The sequence below is a fragment of the Collinsella aerofaciens genome (assembly GCF_040910185.1).
Lineage (GTDB): Bacteria > Actinomycetota > Coriobacteriia > Coriobacteriales > Coriobacteriaceae > Collinsella > Collinsella aerofaciens_BF.
Genome location: NZ_JBDGBA010000001.1, coordinates 103,644 through 121,932 on the forward strand (window position 1 = coordinate 103,644; position 18,289 = coordinate 121,932).

The 18,289-nt window shown below is 60.5% G+C and carries 15 protein-coding genes; all 15 read right to left on the reverse strand.

The window, feature by feature from the left end; genetic code table 11:
* Positions 1 to 66: 66 nt before the first annotated feature.
* Entirely contained in the window at positions 67 to 426 is a 360-nt protein-coding gene (locus tag AB5Z54_RS00380; RefSeq protein ID WP_368159635.1) for an arsenate reductase family protein, read from the reverse strand.
* A 92-nt stretch (positions 427 to 518) separates the two neighbouring features.
* On the reverse strand, positions 519 to 1,571 hold the full coding sequence (locus AB5Z54_RS00385) for a MupG family TIM beta-alpha barrel fold protein (protein WP_346979662.1): 1,053 nt from the start codon (positions 1,569 to 1,571) through the stop codon (positions 519 to 521).
* A gap of 117 nt (positions 1,572 to 1,688) precedes the next feature.
* Complete coding sequence (locus AB5Z54_RS00390) at positions 1,689 to 3,119, reverse strand: PTS transporter subunit EIIC (RefSeq protein WP_117757888.1); 1,431 nt, start codon at positions 3,117 to 3,119, stop codon at positions 1,689 to 1,691.
* A gap of 57 nt (positions 3,120 to 3,176) precedes the next feature.
* Positions 3,177 to 4,100: an N-acetylmuramic acid 6-phosphate etherase gene (gene murQ, locus AB5Z54_RS00395; protein ID WP_346979661.1), complete on the reverse strand. Its 924-nt coding sequence runs from the start codon at positions 4,098 to 4,100 to the stop codon at positions 3,177 to 3,179.
* A gap of 10 nt (positions 4,101 to 4,110) precedes the next feature.
* Positions 4,111 to 4,962, reverse strand: a complete 852-nt coding sequence (locus tag AB5Z54_RS00400) for a MurR/RpiR family transcriptional regulator (protein WP_055310345.1) — start codon at positions 4,960 to 4,962, stop codon at positions 4,111 to 4,113.
* 204 nt (positions 4,963 to 5,166) lie between these two features.
* Positions 5,167 to 5,748 carry a VanZ family protein gene (locus AB5Z54_RS00405; protein WP_346979660.1) on the reverse strand — a complete coding sequence of 194 codons (582 nt, stop codon included), beginning with the start codon at positions 5,746 to 5,748 and terminating at the stop codon, positions 5,167 to 5,169.
* Between the two features lie 104 nt (positions 5,749 to 5,852).
* A complete protein-coding gene (locus tag AB5Z54_RS00410) occupies positions 5,853 to 6,458 on the reverse strand; it encodes a recombinase family protein (RefSeq protein ID WP_195919687.1) in 606 nt (201 codons plus the stop codon).
* 176 nt (positions 6,459 to 6,634) lie between these two features.
* Positions 6,635 to 8,770: a ribonuclease R family protein gene (locus AB5Z54_RS00415; RefSeq protein WP_346979659.1), complete on the reverse strand. Its 2,136-nt coding sequence runs from the start codon at positions 8,768 to 8,770 to the stop codon at positions 6,635 to 6,637.
* Positions 8,771 to 8,905: 135 nt separating this feature from the next.
* A complete protein-coding gene (ftsX, locus tag AB5Z54_RS00420; protein ID WP_006235311.1) occupies positions 8,906 to 9,826 on the reverse strand; it encodes a permease-like cell division protein FtsX in 921 nt (306 codons plus the stop codon).
* Positions 9,813 to 11,033: a cell division ATP-binding protein FtsE gene (gene ftsE, locus AB5Z54_RS00425; protein ID WP_368159639.1), complete on the reverse strand. Its 1,221-nt coding sequence runs from the start codon at positions 11,031 to 11,033 to the stop codon at positions 9,813 to 9,815. Before ftsE ends, ftsX begins: the two co-directional genes overlap by 14 nt.
* Before the next feature lie 525 nt (positions 11,034 to 11,558).
* Positions 11,559 to 12,500, reverse strand: a complete 942-nt coding sequence (locus tag AB5Z54_RS00430; RefSeq protein WP_055251857.1) for a transketolase family protein — start codon at positions 12,498 to 12,500, stop codon at positions 11,559 to 11,561.
* 1 nt (position 12,501) lies between these two features.
* On the reverse strand, positions 12,502 to 13,332 hold the full coding sequence (locus AB5Z54_RS00435) for a transketolase (protein ID WP_035137416.1): 831 nt from the start codon (positions 13,330 to 13,332) through the stop codon (positions 12,502 to 12,504).
* Positions 13,333 to 13,539: 207 nt separating this feature from the next.
* On the reverse strand, positions 13,540 to 14,430 hold the full coding sequence (locus AB5Z54_RS00440; protein ID WP_006235307.1) for a YitT family protein: 891 nt from the start codon (positions 14,428 to 14,430) through the stop codon (positions 13,540 to 13,542).
* Positions 14,431 to 14,595: 165 nt separating this feature from the next.
* Positions 14,596 to 15,744: a peptide chain release factor 2 gene (gene prfB / locus AB5Z54_RS00445; RefSeq protein ID WP_349091267.1), complete on the reverse strand. Its 1,149-nt coding sequence runs from the start codon at positions 15,742 to 15,744 to the stop codon at positions 14,596 to 14,598.
* Positions 15,744 to 18,289: preprotein translocase subunit SecA (secA, locus tag AB5Z54_RS00450; RefSeq protein ID WP_368159642.1), on the reverse strand; the 2,546-nt coding region annotated here is incomplete at its 5' end. The genes secA and prfB, both read right to left, overlap by 1 nt.

An 18,289-nucleotide genomic window follows, 5' to 3' on the forward strand; every position in this document is an offset into this window, starting at 1 on the left:
AGCCCCTTCAACCGGAAACTGCGTCCCGGAATCCGAGCTCAAAACGGGACGCACTTTCCGCAACCACTACAGCAGCACCTCGGTCCAGGTCGCTTCCTTAAACCCAGAAATCGCAAAGTCGTCGCCCACCAGCAGCGGACGCTTGACCAGCATGCCGTCGGTCGCCAGCAGCTCGCAGCACTCCTGATCCGTCATGCCCGCATCCAGACGCGCCTTCAGGCCCAGCTCTCGATATTTCATGCCCGACGAATTAAAGAAGCGCCGCACCGGCAGCCCCGAACGAGCAATCCAGGTCGCAAGCTCATCAGCCGTGGGATTGTCCAAAACGATATCGCGATCGATATACTCTACCCCATGTTCGTCCAGCCATGCCTTGGCCTTCTTACAGGTCGAGCACTTGGGATATTCAACAAACAGTACAGTCATGGGAATCCTCCGAATATAGATCGGCCAACGCAGGCACACGCCACACGAGGCGCCTTCGTATGATGGGCCAATTGTAGCCCGCGGGTCACACGTTAAACGAACCGTACCCCGAATCCGCGCTTGATAAACGGCAGCAGTTCCATTGCCTCGGGCGTGATATGGCCCGCAACGTTCATGCGCTCGTCACCGGGAAGATCGACCCGCGCAATCTCAAGCTCGCCTTCGTAGCGCCCATATCCGCTATTGCTCACAGCGATCGACCCCGCCTTTCGCGGCAGGCCGGCTCCGGCATCCGTCGGCACGGAATCCGGCTTAAGCTTCGTACGTGACTCCTGAGACCTAAAGATGAGGACACTCGAGTCGGGCCGGTCGTGATGAATCTGCCCGCGCACATAGGCATAACCGGGCTCAAGCTCGCATTGCAGGTCCACGTATCCGGCGGAAACTTGAGCAAACTGCGCCCAGCCCGCATCGGATAGATCGGGGTCGCCGACCAACACAATGTCGCAATCGGCGCCATGTGCAAGCTCAAGCATATTGAGAGCAACCTTTGACGCGCGACCGCGCTGCGCCTCGACCGTCGGCAGTCCCTCGAATACCGGCCCGCGAACGTTAGCATCACCCGGCACAAAAGCCATGATTTCGAATCCAAGCGCCGCAAGACGAAGATTCGTCCGAGCAATGTCCTCCAGAGCTAAACCGGTATAAGGCTTGGGGTAAAAATTGTGGCAGGCGGCAAAACGAGTCACATCGGCGCCGGCTTCACGCCACGATGCGATTTCATCAGAACTCACCGTCGATGCATTGACCACAATGCGAAATACACCGGACAGCTCCGCGACCCGCTGGGCGCTAAAGCCATAGTCCAAACGAAGGTATTCCAATCCCAGATCGCGCAGGTCCTCGATGCGCTCAAGCCCGAGCAAATCGCACGTGCGAGGCCCCACATCGGCAATGAGCGCAATGCCGCGGGCGGAAAGCAGCGACAGCACATGACGGACCTTATCGGCATACGCCGCTCCCCCATCCTCGGGAATATGCAGCGAGGTGAACGCATAGCGCGCACCCGCCGCGGCACCACGCTCAATCGTCCGCTCAATATCCTGCAATGGGCTGGAAAGATAAATCGAAATACCCGTTTTCACGCTTCAACGCTCCTTTAAAAAAGGCCGGCTGAGCAGTTAGCCCCGCCGGCACAACCATAGCATCAAGAAATCTGCCGCGCGCCGCGAACCCTGAGCAACACGGCTCGCAATATCAAACTACTCGCCAAAGAACTCGTTGATCTTCTGCTCGTCGACGCCAAAGAACCACGTCAGGACAAAGCCGGCGGCATAGGCAAGCAGCATAGCGGCAACGTAGCCGAGCTGCTGGCCAGGAACGACGATCAGCAGGCCAAACAAACCGGAAACGCCCTGAGAAACCGTGCCGATGTGAAGCAGCGCCGCGAGCGCGCCGCCAAATCCGGCACCCAGGCAGGCCGTCACAAACGGACGAACGAGCGGCAGCGTAACAGCATACATCAGAGGCTCGCCCACACCCAGGATTCCAACGGGAATGGACTCTGCGACGTACTTCTTGAGCTTGGCGTTCTTGGTCTTAAAGTACAGCGCCAAACCGGCACCGACCTGGCCGCCGCCAGCCATCATAAGGATGGGAAGCAGGTAATTGATACCCTTGGTAGCGCCGTCGGGATCGTTGAGCATAGCGTGGATCGGCGTGAGCGCCTGGTGCAGGCCGACGGACACCAGCGGCAAGAAGCCTGCCGACAGGATATAGCCGCCCAGGACGCCCAGCTTCTCGAAGATAAAGGTCAAAACGCTAAAGATGGCAGTCGTCAGCCATGCGCCTACCGGCTGGATGACGAGCATCAGAGCAAAGGCGCCGATGATGAGCACCAGCAGCGGGGACAAGAACGTGTCGAGTGCGTTGGGCATAACCTTGCGAATCTGACGCTCCATCCAGGCAAAAAATGCGCCAGCGATGAGAGCCGCGATCATGCCGCCCGCTGCGGGGTTGTACTGCGCACTGGTGAGCGGCAGCAAAATGGCAGTGGCAGGATCAGCCGCGCCAGGCGCAAGCAGGGGCATGGCACTGTTGGCGATGCACATCATGCCGGCGATGCCGCCCAGCGCAGCGGAACCACCAAACTCACGTGCCGCGTTATAGCCCACCAAGATAGGCAGATAGGCAAACAGGGCCCAGCCCATGGAACGAATGCCCTGGTACCACCACTCGCCTGCAAGCGCTCCTGCCGTCGAGACGTTAATGACGTTGCAGATACCGTTGATGAGGCCAGCCGCAATGATGCCGGGAAGCAGGGCGACGAAGACATTGGAAATCTTCTTGAGGAAGGCCTGAACCGGCTTGGACTCGTACTTGGCCTTCTGCGCGGCCTTGTTTGTGGCCGCAGCGTCAACCACGCTCTCGTCAGCAACGCCTTTCGCAAGGCCGGTGAGCTTGGAGAACTCCTCGAGCACCTTATTCACCTTGCCCGGACCCAGCACGATCTGCATCGTGTCGTCCTCGACCAGGCCCATTACGCCGTCGAGTGCCTTAATGCCCTCCGTGTCAACGTTGCCCGTGTCTTTGACGGTCACGCGCAGGCGCGTCATGCACGCCGCGTTTGCGAGCACGTTGTCTTTACCGCCCAAAAGGTCCAGCAGCTTTTGAGCCAGCTCTTTGTTCGTCATAACTCCTCCTTGTATTGGGTATCTCGTCTGGATGTCATATCAGCTCGCGCCGCGCACCTATTGGGCATCGGCGTTACTCTTCTCATGGCCACTCACCGCAGCACGGACATGGCCTCGCGCCCGCTCAAGAGCTAACGCAGCCTGCTCGGCATCGCAGTCCAGCAGTACCGAGACAATAGCGGTTTTTACGTGGCCGCCGGCATCTGCAAGCGCCTGAACAGCGCGCTCACGCGTGCAGCCGGTCGCCTCCATCACGATGTTCTGGCCGCGCACCACCAACTTCTCGTTCGTCTGCTGCACATCGACCATCAGGTTTTGGTATACCTTGCCGATCTTGACCATGGCACCGGTCGAAATCATGTTGAGAATGAGCTTTTGAACCGTTCCCGCCTTGAGCCTCGTTGAGCCGGTCAGCACCTCGGGACCGGGCACGGGCTCAATGGCAAGATCTGCGCTCTCCCCGATCTTCGACCCTTGGTTGCAGGCAATTGCAATGGTCTTGCACCCAGTTGCCTTGGCGTACACAAGGCCGCCCACCACATAAGGAGTACGACCGCTTGCCGCCAGGCCAACGACAAGATCCTTGTCCGAGAGTCCACGCTCCCGCAGGTCGTTCGCGCCAAGCTCATCGCTATCTTCGGCACCTTCGACAGCCTTGATAAACGCCGTCTCGCCTCCGGCAATGAGCCCGACAATCAGATCGGGTGACACGCCAAACGTGGGCGGACACTCCGAAGCGTCGAGTACGCCCAGACGACCGCTGGTGCCTGCGCCCATGTAAAAGACGCGCCCGCCGCGCTCGAGTGTCTCAGCAGCCCAGTCGATTGCTGTGGCAACCTGGGGCAGCACTTTCGTGACCGACTGGACGGCACGAAGATCCTCATCGTTCATCGTCGTGACGATTTGCAGCGATGTCATCGTATCGAGGTCCATTGACCTTTGATTACGCTGTTCGGTCGTGAATTTTGTTAAATCGAGCATTTCATTCACCTCATCTTTCCTGTTTCTCGATGTAGTTTTGCTTAATGACATGCGTCGCCCGTTCGTAGTCGCTGGCAACGTAAGCAGCGTACAGGGCATCGACAACCATAAGCTGGGCCATACGCGAAGCCATGGCACCGCTGCGGACCAAGGGTTCACTCGCAGCGACGCCGAGCACGGCATCGGCCATGGTGGCAAGCTTGGATGATCCATCTACTTTGGTAACGGCCACAACGGGACAGTTGTGACGTTGAGCCTCGGCGGTGCAGTCCAGCACCTCTTGCGTCAAGCCCGAGTAGCTAAAGGCGATTGCCATATCGCCCTCATGCATGTTCTTGGCACATAAGAGCTGATCATGCCAGTCGTCGTACAGATGGCACTCTTTGTCGACACGCATGAGCTTTTGCGCCAGGTCGTGCGCGACCAAACGAGAAGCACCAATACCGAACAGATTGACCGCGCGTGCCCGCTTAAGACGGGCCGCGCATCGCTCCAAGACGGTGTAATCGAGCGTTCGCGCCGTCGCCTCGATCGTGCGCACGTTGCTTTTCATCACCTTCCCCACGATGCGTTCGACGCTGTCATCCATGGAGATGTCCTCGAGGGCTACGTCTTTCTTGTCACCTAAGAGCGCCAGCTCGGCAATCAGTTCGCGCTGGAACTCCTTGTAGCCCGCAAAACCCAAACGCTTGCAAAAGCGCAAAATGCTCGAGGGCGAGGAGAACGTGACATCGGCAAGACCGCGGACGGACAGCCCGACCACCTCGTGCGGATGAGCGCTTACATATGCGATGACATTGCGTTCCGCCGGGCTCGCGCTGAGCTCACGCTCGCGAAGCCGCAAAAGCAATCCGTTTGCCATCTCAAACACCTCCGTTGAGAAGAATTAAAGACCAACGAACGATTCGTACCGGATACAAACAGCTTTTGCGGTACATTGTGCCGCATCGTGGCGCACAAAGGGCGAGCGTTCTACCGCTCGCCCCTCAAATCCGACCGCTCGGAAATACGCGCGACACAAAATAATTCAACAAGGTCGCATTATCAGAAACGGGTTTGTTACCGGCTAGCGCCTCGCATGGGCGCCGATCGGCCGAGTCGCATGGCGCACCAACGCCGCCGCCAGCAATACCGACAGCATGGCGGTGACATAGCCCGCAGCGTCGAATCCTAAATCGATAACGTCGAAATGCCTTCCGGGAACAAAGATCTTATGCACCTGATCGCCAACGGAGCAGGCGGCGCAAAAGAGCAATACGGGCACGCAACGGGAGCATACGCTCCACGGACGCCTGGAAAAGCAAACCACGACCACGGAGGCGAACAATCCGACGAAGAAAAACTCTACGGTATGGGCAACGCGACGGACGTTTGTGCCCACCCACATGCGAATGGAAGCAAGTCGGCCAGACCGGACATTCGAGGCAGCCGAATCGGTGCCCCCGGTCATTCCGTTCTCCGCCTGAGCTTCACCCGTGGCATCGACAGCCTGAACGCCCGTAGCCTGACCCTCCACCACACGCGCGGTGGACTCGCTCAGCAACGACGTCTCCACCGCATTTTGCTCCGTCAGCACCCAGATGCCCGCCAGCGTTGCAGCGAACAGAACGATCGCGGTCCATCCGATTATTTGTTTTACGCGCGCCAAGGGTCAACCTCCTTTTTTGAATATCAGCGAGTGTAGCCCCAAATGGCATCGTCACCGTATCAAAATTTGAATCGCAACAGGAAGCGACAAAGCGACGCAAAACCCTACCCCGCCTCGCGCATCCAGCGATCGAACGTCCCCACGCACACGCCCAGGCACTTTGCTGCCTGGCTGCGGGTAATATCGCCCGCCTCATAGCTATCGCGCACCAGCTCAAACTGAGGAGGGCATGGCTTGCGAGGTCGACCGAAACGGACCCCTCGCGCCCGCGCCGCTGCAATCCCCTCCGCCTGGCGCCGATGGATATTCTCGCGCTCCACCTGCGCCACGTAGCTCAGCAGCTGCAGCACAATATCAGCAATCAGGGTGTTAGTCACATCCGGCGCGCCGCTGGCCCTGGCGCGCGTGTCAAGCAATGGCATATCCAACACCACAATGGCAACCCCGAGCACCTTGGTAATGCGTCGCCATTCCTCAAGAATCTCGGAGTAATTACGGCCAAGTCGGTCGATAGAAAGCACCACCAGCACGTCCCCGTCTCCCAGGACGTGCAGCAGCTCGCGATAACGCGGTCGATCGAAGTCCTTGCCGCTCGCATGGTCGGCATAAATATTCGCCGAGCCCACGCCATAGGCGCCCAGCGCATCCAGCTGCCGATTAAGATTCTGATCGCGCGAACTCACCCGCGCATAACCGTACACCGTCGCCATCTCATCCCCGCTTTCTTGTAAACCTGCCAAAAGGGACAGGTTTATTTTGGTAGGTTTTACCTCTCAAATAGCAGGTAAGCGGGCGGCCGAGCAGACGGCAAGGTAGCCACGATTCAAATGCGAAGGGCGGTCCCGAAAGGCCGCCCTCCGCTCCCCCACCATGAGTCGGGATTTGGCTAATGGATAAGCTTAAAGTCCAAGTGCCCACGCGTGGTATTGACGCGCGAGACCTCGATAATCACGCGCTGCCCCAGCTCGTAACGGGTGCCCGTATCGGCACCTGTGAGCGTGAGCGCGTCCTCGTCGAACTCGAACCACTCGTTGCCCAGACTCTTGATCGAAACCAAGCCTTCGACCTGCGTTAGGTCCAAGCGCACAAAAAGGCCCATGCTGCTAACCCACGAGACGGTTCCGGCATAGCGCTCGCCCAGACGGTCCTCATAGTACTGGGCAATCTTGATCTTTTGCGTCGCATGGCTGGCGGCATCTGCCGCGCGCTCGGCATCGCTGCATGCGCGGCAGATCTGCGGCAGAATGCGCGGCAGCGACTCGCGCCCCTTGCCGATCAGCCGCAGCGTACGGACCAAGGCGTCCTTGCCGCCGAGCTGCTCATAGGCCAACTGCAGTTTGAGCACGCGGTGCACCACCAGATCGGGGTAGCGACGGATGGGACTCGTAAAGTGACAGTAGCACGGCGCGGCGAGCGCAAAGTGGCCCTCGTTGCGCGGCTTGTACAGCGCGCGCTGCATGCTGCGCAGAAGCAGCGTGTTAACGAGCGGTGCGTTGGCCGTACCGGCGGCAGCATCAACTGCAGCCTGCAGCTCATCGGGGCTCCCCAGGGCAATACCGGCAGCACGGCGATCGTCGATGATGCCTAACTGCGCCAGCGCAACGGCGGCACCGTGCAGGCTATCGGGGCTCGGATCCTCATGCACGCGATAGCAGGCCTCGATATCACGGTCTGCCAGCCACTCTGCAACGCACTCGTTGGCGAGCAGCATGGCCTCCTCGATAAGCGACGTGGCACACGAACGCTCACGCGCCACAATCTGCACGGGTACTCCGTCCTTATCCAATAGAGCGCGAATCTCGGCCGTGTCAAAATCGACTGAGCCGCGGGCGCGACGAATACGACGGCGAAGTTCGGCGAGTTCGTTAGCGGCAACAAGGAAATCGCAGAGGTCGACGTTGTAGCCGCGGGCGGCCTCCTCGCACGCAAGACCGCGCTCAAGCGCTTCCTCGCGCGAGGTCTCGGCAGCCGCAACATCCTCGGCCGCACCCTCCAACACCGAATACTCAACCGCGCCGGCACGCACCAGCAGCGCCTCGGCGCCGTCATAGTCCATACGCACACGCGAGCGAATCACGCTGGGGTACGGATCGTAATGCCGCACGCGGCCCTGCGCATCGAGCTCGATATCGACGGTAAACGCCAGGCGGTCCTCGTCAGGGCGAAGCGAGCACAGGTCATTGGACAGGCGTTCGGGCAGCATGGGAAGCACGCGATCGGCCAGATACACCGATGTCGTACGATGACGAGCCTCAAGATCGATATGCCCGTCCCAAGCCACATAGTGTGAAACGTCGGCGATATGCACACCCAGCTTGTAGCCACCCTCAGGCGTGCGCTCCAACGAAATGGCATCGTCAAAGTCGCGCGCGTCGACTGGGTCGATCGTGATGACAAAGCGGTCGCGCAGATCGCGGCGGAGCGGGTCCTTAAGCGCCGCGGACACATCGAGCGAAAGCCCCTCGGCCTCGCCCAGCGCGGCCTCGGGATAGCTATCGGTATAGCCGTAACGCGCCATCACATATTGAACACCCAAATCGGGCGCGTCATCTCCGCCGATGCGGCGTTCGATCGTCACGGTACCCGATTCCAGGCGCGTCGGGTAGGTCAAAATGCGCGCGACAACAGCATCACCCGGGTGGACGCCCAGACGATCCGCCGAGGTATCCTCGGGCAGAATGAAGAAGTCGGCCTTCAGACGCGAATCGAGCGGCTCGATCACACCGAGCGGACCGGCGGTCTGGTACGTGCCCACCACGCTTATGGCTGCGCGCTCAACCACGCCTTCGATCACAGCGCGACGCTCGCCATGCGGGCTATTCTTAATGCTCACGGCAACGGTATCGCCGTCCATGATCTCACGCTTACCGCGGCCCATGACCTTGTAGTCGCCATTCTCGGTTATGACATAGGCACTGTGCTCATGGAGCTGCACGCGCCCGGTCAGGCTCGGACGGCGTTCGCTGCGCACCGGCCCGCGCTTATTTCGAGCTCCACGCTTATGCTTGTTATTGCGCCCCATGGCGCCTCCTAACTATCGATTGCGAACTCCAAAGAGTCTACCCAAATGATTCGCTTTCCTGCCGTCCCCTAGGAATCAAAAAACGGGCCGCCCCATAAGAGACGACCCGTTGGAAGGGATGAATTCCAGGCATGCCTACACGCGCAGGTAGCGGCGCATGGCTATGGCAGAACCAAAGAGACCGATAATCACGCCGACCAGAATCAGCGCAGCATAGGTCACCAGGTAATACTGCATCGGCAGGGCAAACGACATCCAGCCGATACTCTCCTGCAGACGCGGAATCATCAAATTGCGCAGCAGCTCCAGAACGCCGATGGAAAGCAGCGAGCCCAAAATGGCCTGCAGCACGCCCTCGGTGATAAACGGGCCGCGAATGAAGCCGTTGCTGGCGCCGACCAGACGCATAATCGCAATCTCACGACGACGCGCCGTGATGGACAGGCGAATCGTGTTGTTGATGAAGATGAATGCGATAAAGGTCAGAAGGCCAACGAGCACCACGGCGGCGATGCGGATGTAGTTGGTCACCTGGAACAGGCGGCTCACTTCCTCCTGGCCGTACAGCACGCTCGCGTTGACGTCGCCGTCATCCGCGATCTTCTGGAAATCGGCATCCTTCTTGAGCTTCTCTGCCGTGCTCTCGACCTTGGACGGATCGTCCATCTCAATAGCGAAGGAAGCCGGCAGCGGGTTCTGGCCATCGAGCGCGCTCATGGTGGCGTCGGCGTTGCCCGACATCTTGCTCGTATACTCGGCCAGCGCGTCGTCCTTGTCCTTATAGGTCACGGACTTGACGTTATTCCACGTCTTAAGCTCGGCCTCAAAAGCCTGAACATCGGCCTGATCAGCGTCATCACTAATGAACGCGTTGATGACAACCTGATCCTCGACGGTGCCGATCACGGAGTTCAGCATCGCGGAGCCCATGATGAACAGGCCGATGATAAACAGCGAAAGGAAGATCGTGATGACGGCGCCGAGCGAGGTAGTCCAGTTACGGAAGAAGTGGCTGATTGCCTCTTTGAAGGAGTAGCCCACGTTAGTTGGTGCCATAGTTGCCGTAACCTCCCCTCTCCTGGTCGCGGATGACGTGGCCGCCCTCGAGGGCGATCACGCGACGGTGCATGCTATCGACCATCTCGCGGTCGTGCGTGGCGACGATCACGGTGGTGCCGGTGCGGTTAATACGCTCAAGCAGCTTCATGATGCCCAGCGAGATCGCCGGGTCGAGGTTGCCCGTGGGCTCGTCGCAGATCAGCAGCGGCGGACGGTTGACCATAGCGCGGGCGACGGCAACGCGCTGCTGCTCGCCACCGGAAAGCTGGTCGGGCAGCGAGTCCATCTGATCAGCCAGGCCGACCAGACGCAGCACCTCGGGCACCTGGCTGCGAATGACGCCCTTGGGCTTGCCGATGCACTGCAGGGCAAACGCCACGTTTTCGTAGGCGGTCTTTTGCGGCAGAAGCTTAAAGTCCTGGAACACGGCGCCAATCTGGCGGCGCAGGAACGGAACCTTGCGGTTCTTGATCTTCATGAGGTCCTGACCGGCAACCAGGATGCGGCCGCTCGTCGGCTTGACGTCACGGTTGAGCGTCGACAGCAGCGTGGTCTTACCCGAGCCGGAGTGACCGACCAGGAAGACGAACTCGCCCGGATAGATCTCGATGTTGATGTCGTCGAGTGCAGGCTTGTTGGGCTGTGCCGGATAGATCTTGGTGACATGCTCCATAAGGATGACGGGCTCGACACCGGCCTGCTTGGCCATCTTCTTGCGGCTGGCCTGCGGATCGATGGGCGCAAACACCGACGTAAAATCGGGGTTGTTGAGCGCGTTATCGAGGCTTGCGACCTCGGCTGCCTGATCGCTCTCGACCACCGAGGCAGCAGGCTGCGTGGGGTCGGGAATAGCGGCAAAGAGACCGGACTGCGCAGGCTGAGGAGCCGGCGTCGCAGGGGCCAAGGGGTCGGGAATGCCGGCCATGGTAGGCTGCGGCATGGCGGCACCAGCCTGAGGCTGCTCCACGCGAGCGGTCACGGCCTGAACGGGCTCAAAACCCACCGTGCCGGAAAGCGCGACATCGCTGGTTGGATTGTAGGCAAAGGGATCGGATGCCGGCTGTGCCTGATCTGCCGGCTGAGCGGGGGCCTGAGCAACAGGCTGGCCCTCTGAATCCGGAGTGGCGAAACGACTGCCCTGGACGCCTGCCTGCGTCTTGGGGGCATCATCGCCCGCACCGGAGGTACGGAAGTGGTTACCCACTGGTGCTCCTTATCGTCGTGCGTTTAAACTACATGAGCGCTTTGTATTTTAGCAGTATTAGCTTTGCTGCACATAAGAAGCATGGCGTGCTTAGGGATCCCGTCGGCCGGGCACAGGGTTACTCTCCAAATCGTCCTCGGACATGTCGGAGCCCCCGCTGCGCGCTTCGCGCTGCGGGGGCTCCTCCGTCCTGCGGAAAAATTTGGGAGGTAACCCTGTGCCCGGCCTGCGGCTACTAAGGGGCCGCCGCGTTTATCTTGGGGTGCTGCATATACAAAGTTGGAAGGGTCTGAATTGCACTTTGCCGATATATGCCCTTTTCCCTGATGGGACCGTGCTTGAGGGGCGTCTTCATGAGTTGCGGTGAAATAGGGGCTGTTGAGCCTTTAAGCTGGCAAAACAGTCCTTATTTCACCGCAACTGAAACAGGGGCGCTCTCCAAGAGAGCGCCCCTGCCGGGTTTCCATAGTAATGGCGAAACAGTTTTATAGTTCTGGCGAAGCAGTCCTTGAGATCCGCCTTGCCTTATGCCAAGAACTCCTTGGTGGTCGCCACGATGTTGGCGGCGTCCAGGCCATACTTGTGCAAGAGCTCGGCACCCGGGCCAGACTCACCGAAGGTGTCGTTGACGCCGATCTTCTTGAGCGGCGTCGGGCACTGCTCGCACAGGACGTCGGCAACGGCGCTGCCCAGGCCACCGATCACAGAGTGCTCCTCGACGGTCACGACGTGGCCGGTCTTGGTGGCGCTCTTGACGATCAGGTCGGCATCGATGGGCTTGATGGTGTGCATGTTGATGACCTCGGCGTCGATGCCCTCGGCAGCGAGCTGCTCGGCGGCCTCGAGGGCCTCGCCGACCATCAGACCGCAGGCGATGATGGTCACATCGGCGCCCTCGCGCATGACAATGCCCTTGCCCAACTCGAACTTGTAGGTCTCGGGGTCGTTGATAACCGGCGAGGCCAGACGGGCGAAGCGCATGTACACCGGACCGTCGCACTCGTAGGCGGCGCGCGTCACCGCGCGGGCCTCGACGTCGTCGGCGGGAACGATCACGGTCATGCCAGGGATGACGCGCATCAGGGCGATATCCTCGCAGCACTGGTGCGTGGCGCCATCCTCGCCCACCGAGATGCCGGCGTGCGTGGCACCGATCTTAACGTTGAGGTGCGGGTAGCCGATGGAGTTACGGACCTGCTCAAAAGCGCGGCCGGCGGCAAACATGGCAAAGCTGCTCGCGAAGGCAACGCGGCCGGTGGTCGCGATACCGGCGGCGACGCCCATCAGGTTGCTCTCGGCAATGCCCACATCGAAGAAACGATCGGGGCAGGCGGCCTTAAACTTACCGGTCTGCGTGGCGGCGGCCAGGTCGGCGTCGAGGACCACAAAGTCATCGTGCTCGTTGGCGAGCTCGACGAGGGCCTCGCCGTAGCTTACGCGCGTGGCGATTTTCTTGACGTCTGCCATCCTAGAGCTCCTCTCCGGCGGCCGTGAGCTCTGCCATGGCCTGCTCAAACTGTTCATCGTTGGGGGCCTTGCCGTGCCAACCAACCTGGTTCTCCATAAAGGACACGCCCTTGCCCTTCAGGGTCTCGGCGATAATGGCGGTCGGCTGCCCCTTGGTGGCGCGAGCCTCGGCAAAGGCGGCGCGGATCTGGTCGAAGTCGTTGCCGTCGGCGAGCTCCACCACGTGGAACTTGAACGCGCGGAACTTGTCGGCGAGCGGCATGGGGTCGTTGACCTCCTCGACGGGGCCGTCGATCTGCAGGCCGTTGTGGTCGACGATCACGCAGAGGTTATCGAGCTGCTGGTTGCCGGCAAACATGGCGGCCTCCCAGACCTGGCCCTCCTCGCTCTCGCCATCGCCCAGCAGGGCGTACGTGCGGTAAGTATCGCCCCAGTGCTTGGCGGCAACGGCCATACCCACGGCGGCGGAGATGCCCTGGCCGAGCGAGCCGGTGGACATGTCGACGCCCGGGGTGTCATTCATGTTGGGGTGGCCCTGCAGGTGGCTGCCGATATGGCGCAGCGTCTCGAGATCCTCCTTGGGGAAGAATCCGCGCTCGGCGAGCACGGCGTACAGGCCCGGAGCGCAATGGCCCTTGGAGAGCACAAAACGGTCGCGATCGGCCTTGCGGGGATCGGCCGGGTCGACGTTCATTTCCTCAAAGTACAGATAGGTCATGATGTCGGCAGCGCCGAGCGAACCGCCCGGATGGCCGGACTTGGCAGCGTGCACGCCGGTGACGATGCCCTTCCTTACCTCGTTGGCAACCTTTTTGAGCTCTTCGTCGCTCATTGTGCCTTCCTTTCATCCTCATTAGACAAAATGCGCACGGCACCGAAGGTAATCCCAACACAGCCGCAATGCACGTACGTCATTCATTATGCTGGAAACTGATGGCTTTACCAGAGTTTTTATCATTATTTGAACAATTTAGCAGGCAGAACCGCTGATGAAACGGTTTATCAATGTGAACGTCTTTTGGATGGAACGCAGTCGACCCTACGCGCTAATGTCCTTGAATCCCTCGCCGAAGGCTTCCGTAACGTCAGCGACCGTCACAATGGCGTGAGGATCGCGCTCGCGCACGATCGTCTTGAGGGTATTGAGCTCTCGACGGCTCACGATGACCATAATCACCGGCTTCTCGGCACCCGAATACATGCCAGTCGCCTTAAACTTGGTACAACCACGACCCAGGCCATACATGATATCGGCAGCGATATCAGGGAACTTGTCCGAGATGATGAGTACCATACGGCGTTTGTTGCCACCATCGACCACGGCATCGATCACGTAGCCGCTAATGACCATCGAAAGGCCTGCATATAGTGCGTTTTCGATTGAAAAGACCGGAGCCGACAGCGCGCATACAGCAACATCGATCGCCATGACGGTCGAGCCCACCGGCAGCGAGGTGTTACGCGAGATGATTTGGCCAATCGTGTCCGAGCCGCCGGTGTTGGCGCCGGCGCGCAACACCATGCCGTAACCGATGCCCGTAATAATGCCGCCCCACATAGCGGGAAGCATCAGGTCCGCATCCGCCAGAGGTGCTACAAACGGGGCGAACAGATCGGTAAAGAAGCCCAGAAGCACAAAGCCCGTCGCGGTCTGCACCACGTAGAACATGCCGCCCTCGCGCATAACGACCAGCAGCAGCAAGGCATTCATCACGATGGTCTGGATACCGACGGGAAGCGACACGCCTCGCGCCGCGCCGACCGCCTGGATAATAGTCGCAAGGCCCGTAACGCCACCGGCGGCAAGACCGTTGGGAATCAAAAACAGGTCGGTCGCGATGGCGGCCAAGGCACACCCCAACATGATCTGGGGCAGGTCGTGAAAGAAGTTCATCGAAAGAATGCGCTTGATGTCCAGACGATATGCCATGCTGCCTCCCTCAAAAAAGCGCACCCAAACGGATGCGCTTTGAACTTCTTCTTGTATTCGATTCTAACGATTCGCCGAACAAAAACCACCCCTGCGCAGGGTTTATTCTGGATACAAACCCGTCCAACCGTTGGGCTTGGCATCGGCTTGAAGCCGCCCGATGTTTTAGACCTCCGAGCCTTCTGCATCGGCGTTGCCGGTGGCCCAGCGATGGTAGCCAATAACAAACGGGTCCAGGTCGCCATCGTCAAGAACGGCCTCGACATTGCTGGTCTCCACGCCCGTGCGTAGGTCCTTGACCATCTGGTACGGGTAGAGCACGTAGCTGCGGATCTGGTTGCCAAAACCAATCGTGGTCTTGGGTCCGCGAATCTCATCGAGCGCCTCGGCACGCTTCTCGAGCTCAATCTCGTACAGGCGAGCCTTGAGGATCTGCATGCACGCGGCCTTGTTCTGGATCTGGCTGCGCTCGTTTTGGCAGGTGACCACAGTGCCGCTGGGGAAATGCGTCACGCGCACGGCGGAGTCGGTGGTGTTGACGCCCTGACCGCCCGGGCCGCTCGCGTGGTACACGTCCACGCGGATGTCATCGGGACTGATCTCGATGTCGATATCATCGGGTAGCACGGGGATGACCTCGACGCCGGCAAACGTGGTCTGGCGGCGCTTCTTGTCGTCGGTGGGGCTAATGCGAACCAAGCGGTGGACGCCGGCCTCGGCGCGCAGCATGCCAAATGCGTCCTTGCCCTCGACGGTAAAGGTCGCGCGGTCGATGCCGATGACCTCGGCTGCGGGACAGTCGTTGATGGTGACCTTCCAGCCGCGACGCTGGCAGTACTTCATGTACATCTTAAAGAGCATGAAGGTCCAGTCCTGGGCCTCCAGACCACCCTGTCCGGGCTTGATGGTCACAATGGCATCGCCGTGATCGAACTCACCGGTAAACCAGCTCGAAAGCTCAAGCTCATCGATGGCCCGGGCCAGGCGCTCAGCCGTGGCTGTAGCCTCCTCGCGAAGGGCGACGGCGTCGGGGTCATCCCCCATCTCCTCGGCAAGCTCCAGCGCGGCGCGGGCATCGGAAAGCTCGCCGCGCGCGGTGTCCACGGCAGCGATATCTTCCTTGGTACGCGCGATCTCCTCCATGGTGGCACGGGCGGCGTCGGCGTCATCCCAAAAGCCAGGGGCAACACTTTTGGCCTCGAGCTCGGTCACGCGCGTGCGCTTTTCGTCCAGGTGGAGATACGACTCGACCTCGCCGAGCCGGTCCGCGAACGCGTCCAGCTCGGCGGGCGTTACCTCTAAAGCCTCAGCCATTAACGATTCCTGCCGTGGCAGTACTTAAACTTCTTGCCGCTACCGCAGGGGCACGGGTCGTTGCGGCCCACGTTGACGTACGGATCGTCGCTCTCGGACTTGCGATAGGTGGTCACCTTGCCACCGTTGTTGACGGCAGCCGGACCACCCTGGACAGCCGTGCGGGCCTGCACCTGCGCCTGCTTGCGCAGCACCGAGTCGCCATTGTCACCATCGACCTCGGCAGGACCGGAGAAGCGCGCACCCTCGAGCGCGGGCTCCTCCTTGTGCTCCACGGCACGCGGGGCAGCCTTGATCTCGATGCGCAGAACCGTGCGCAGGTAATCCTCATACATGGTATCGACGAGTATCTGGAACGCGCCGTAGGCCTCGGTCTTGTACTCAACCAGCGGGTCGCGCTGGCCAAAGCCGCGCAGGCCGATGCCGGTCTTGAGGTAGTCCATCTCCTGCAGGTAGTTCATCCAGCGGGTATCGATGACGCGCAGCATGACCTGGGTGTTGAGCTCGCGCATCAGGTCCTCGCCCAGACGCTCGGCCTTCATGTTGTAGCACTTCTCAACATAGGCCAAGACATCGGCAGCCAGGGCTTCAAAGTCCTCGTCGGGGAACTTCGGCGTATCGATGTGGCCGGTGAGCTCCACAACCCACTTGCGCAGGCCCTCCAGGTCGCGCTCACCATCGTGACTGTCCTTGGTGCAGAACTCCTGCACGCAACGGTAGACGGTATCGTGCATGACCTCGGTGATGTGGTCGGTCAGGTCCTTGCCGTCCAGAATCTTATTGCGCTCGGCGTAGATGACCTGGCGCTGCTTGTTCATGACGTCGTCGTACTCAAGGACGCTCTTACGCATGGAGAAGTTGATGCTCTCGACCTTGTGCTGGGCGCTCTCGACGGCCTTGGAGATGATCTTGTGCTGGATGGGCATGTCGTCGCCCATGTCGGCCGTGACCATCATCTTGGAGACGCGGTCCATCTTGTCGCCACCGAACAGGCGCATAAGGTCGTCCTCGAGCGACAAGTAGAACTGGGTCTCGCCCGGATCGCCCTGACGGCCGGAACGGCCACGCAGCTGGTTGTCGATACGGCGGGACTCATGGCGCTCGGTACCGATAACGGTCAGGCCGCCGGCGGCAAGCACGCGCTCGCGCTCGGCCTTGCAAGTCTCCTTGGCCTCGGCGTTAAACTGCTCGAGCTGCTCGGGCGTCACGTCCTCCATGGTCAGGCCCTCGTACTCCAGGCGCTCGCGCACCAGCTCGTCGGGGTTGCCGCCCAGCAGGATGTCGGTACCACGACCGGCCATGTTAGTAGCGATGGTCACGGCGCCGTAGCGTCCGGCCTGGGCAACGATATGGGCCTCGCGCTCGTGATGCTTGGCGTTGAGGACCTCGTGTGCGATGCCGCGCTTGGTAAGGGCGGCGGACAGCTTCTCGGAGCTCTCGATGGAGACGGTGCCCACCAGGACCGGTTGGCCCTTGGCGTGACGACGCTCGACGTCGTCGGCAACGGCGTTGTACTTGGCCTGAATGGTGCGGTACACCAGGTCCTCGTGGTCCACGCGCTGCACTGGCTTGTTGGAGGGGATGACCTCGACGGGCAGCTTGTAGATCTCGCGGAACTCGGCATCCTCGGTAAGTGCCGTGCCGGTCATACCGGAAAGCTTGTCATACAGACGGAAGTAGTTCTGCAGGGTGATGGTGGCCAGGGTCTGGTTCTCCTCGCGTACGAGCACGCCCTCTTTGGCCTCGATGGCCTGGTGCAGGCCCTCAGAATAGCGGCGGCCCTCCATGATGCGGCCGGTGAACTCGTCGACGATCTTGACCTCGCCGTTGGTGACCACGTACTGCTTATCGCGGTGGAACATGTACTGGGCCTTCAGCGCCTGCTGCAGGTGGTTGACCAGCTGGCCGGAGAGATCGGCATAGATGTCATCGATACCCAGGCGGCGCTCGATCTTCTTAAGACCGCGCTCGGTGGCGGCGATGGTGTGCTTGGCCTCGTCCATGACGTAGTCGCCCGTGGGTTCAACGTCCTCGGTGGCGGTGAGCATGTCGTGCGACACGTCCTCACCGCGCTCCAGGCCGCGCACGGCGCGCGCGAAGTCCTTGTAGGTGCTGGCGGACTTAGTGCCGGCGCCCGAGATAATGAGCGGCGTCCTGGCCTCATCGATCAGGATGGAGTCGACCTCGTCGACGATGGCGTAGTTGTGACCGCGCTGCACGCGCTGCTCGGGACGGGTGACCATGTTGTCGCGCAGGTAGTCGAAACCGAACTCGGAGTTGGTGCCATAGGTGACGTCTGCCTGGTAGGCCGGACGCTTGAGCTCGAGCGGCATGTTGTTCTGGAGCAGACCGACGGTCATGCCCAGGTACTTGTAGATGCGGCCCATCCACTCGGAGTCGCGCTTTGCCAGGTAATCGTTGACGGTAACGACATGCACGCCCTTGCCGGCGATAGCGTTGAGGTAGCCGGACAAGGTGGAGACGAGCGTCTTGCCCTCGCCGGTCTTCATCTCGGCAATATGACCCTCATGAAGCGCCATGGCGC

Excerpts from the sequence above, each read along its gene's own strand:
- prfB (WP_349091267.1), bottom strand. The coding sequence starts at position 15,744 with ATGGCTGAGGCTTTAGAGGTAACGCCCGCCGAGCTGGACGCGTTCGCG.
- AB5Z54_RS00415 (WP_346979659.1), bottom strand. The coding sequence starts at position 8,770 with ATGGGGCGCAATAACAAGCATAAGCGTGGAGCTCGAAATAAGCGCGGG.
- murQ (WP_346979661.1), bottom strand. The coding sequence starts at position 4,100 with ATGCTCGATTTAACAAAATTCACGACCGAACAGCGTAATCAAAGGTCA.
- AB5Z54_RS00380 (WP_368159635.1), bottom strand. The coding sequence starts at position 426 with ATGACTGTACTGTTTGTTGAATATCCCAAGTGCTCGACCTGTAAGAAG.
- AB5Z54_RS00430 (WP_055251857.1), bottom strand. The coding sequence starts at position 12,500 with ATGGCAGACGTCAAGAAAATCGCCACGCGCGTAAGCTACGGCGAGGCC.
- ftsX (WP_006235311.1), bottom strand. The coding sequence starts at position 9,826 with ATGGCACCAACTAACGTGGGCTACTCCTTCAAAGAGGCAATCAGCCAC.
- AB5Z54_RS00390 (WP_117757888.1), bottom strand. The coding sequence starts at position 3,119 with ATGACGAACAAAGAGCTGGCTCAAAAGCTGCTGGACCTTTTGGGCGGT.
- AB5Z54_RS00440 (WP_006235307.1), bottom strand. The coding sequence starts at position 14,430 with ATGGCATATCGTCTGGACATCAAGCGCATTCTTTCGATGAACTTCTTT.
- AB5Z54_RS00400 (WP_055310345.1), bottom strand. The coding sequence starts at position 4,962 with ATGGCAAACGGATTGCTTTTGCGGCTTCGCGAGCGTGAGCTCAGCGCG.
- AB5Z54_RS00435 (WP_035137416.1), bottom strand. The coding sequence starts at position 13,332 with ATGAGCGACGAAGAGCTCAAAAAGGTTGCCAACGAGGTAAGGAAGGGC.
- AB5Z54_RS00410 (WP_195919687.1), bottom strand. The coding sequence starts at position 6,458 with ATGGCGACGGTGTACGGTTATGCGCGGGTGAGTTCGCGCGATCAGAAT.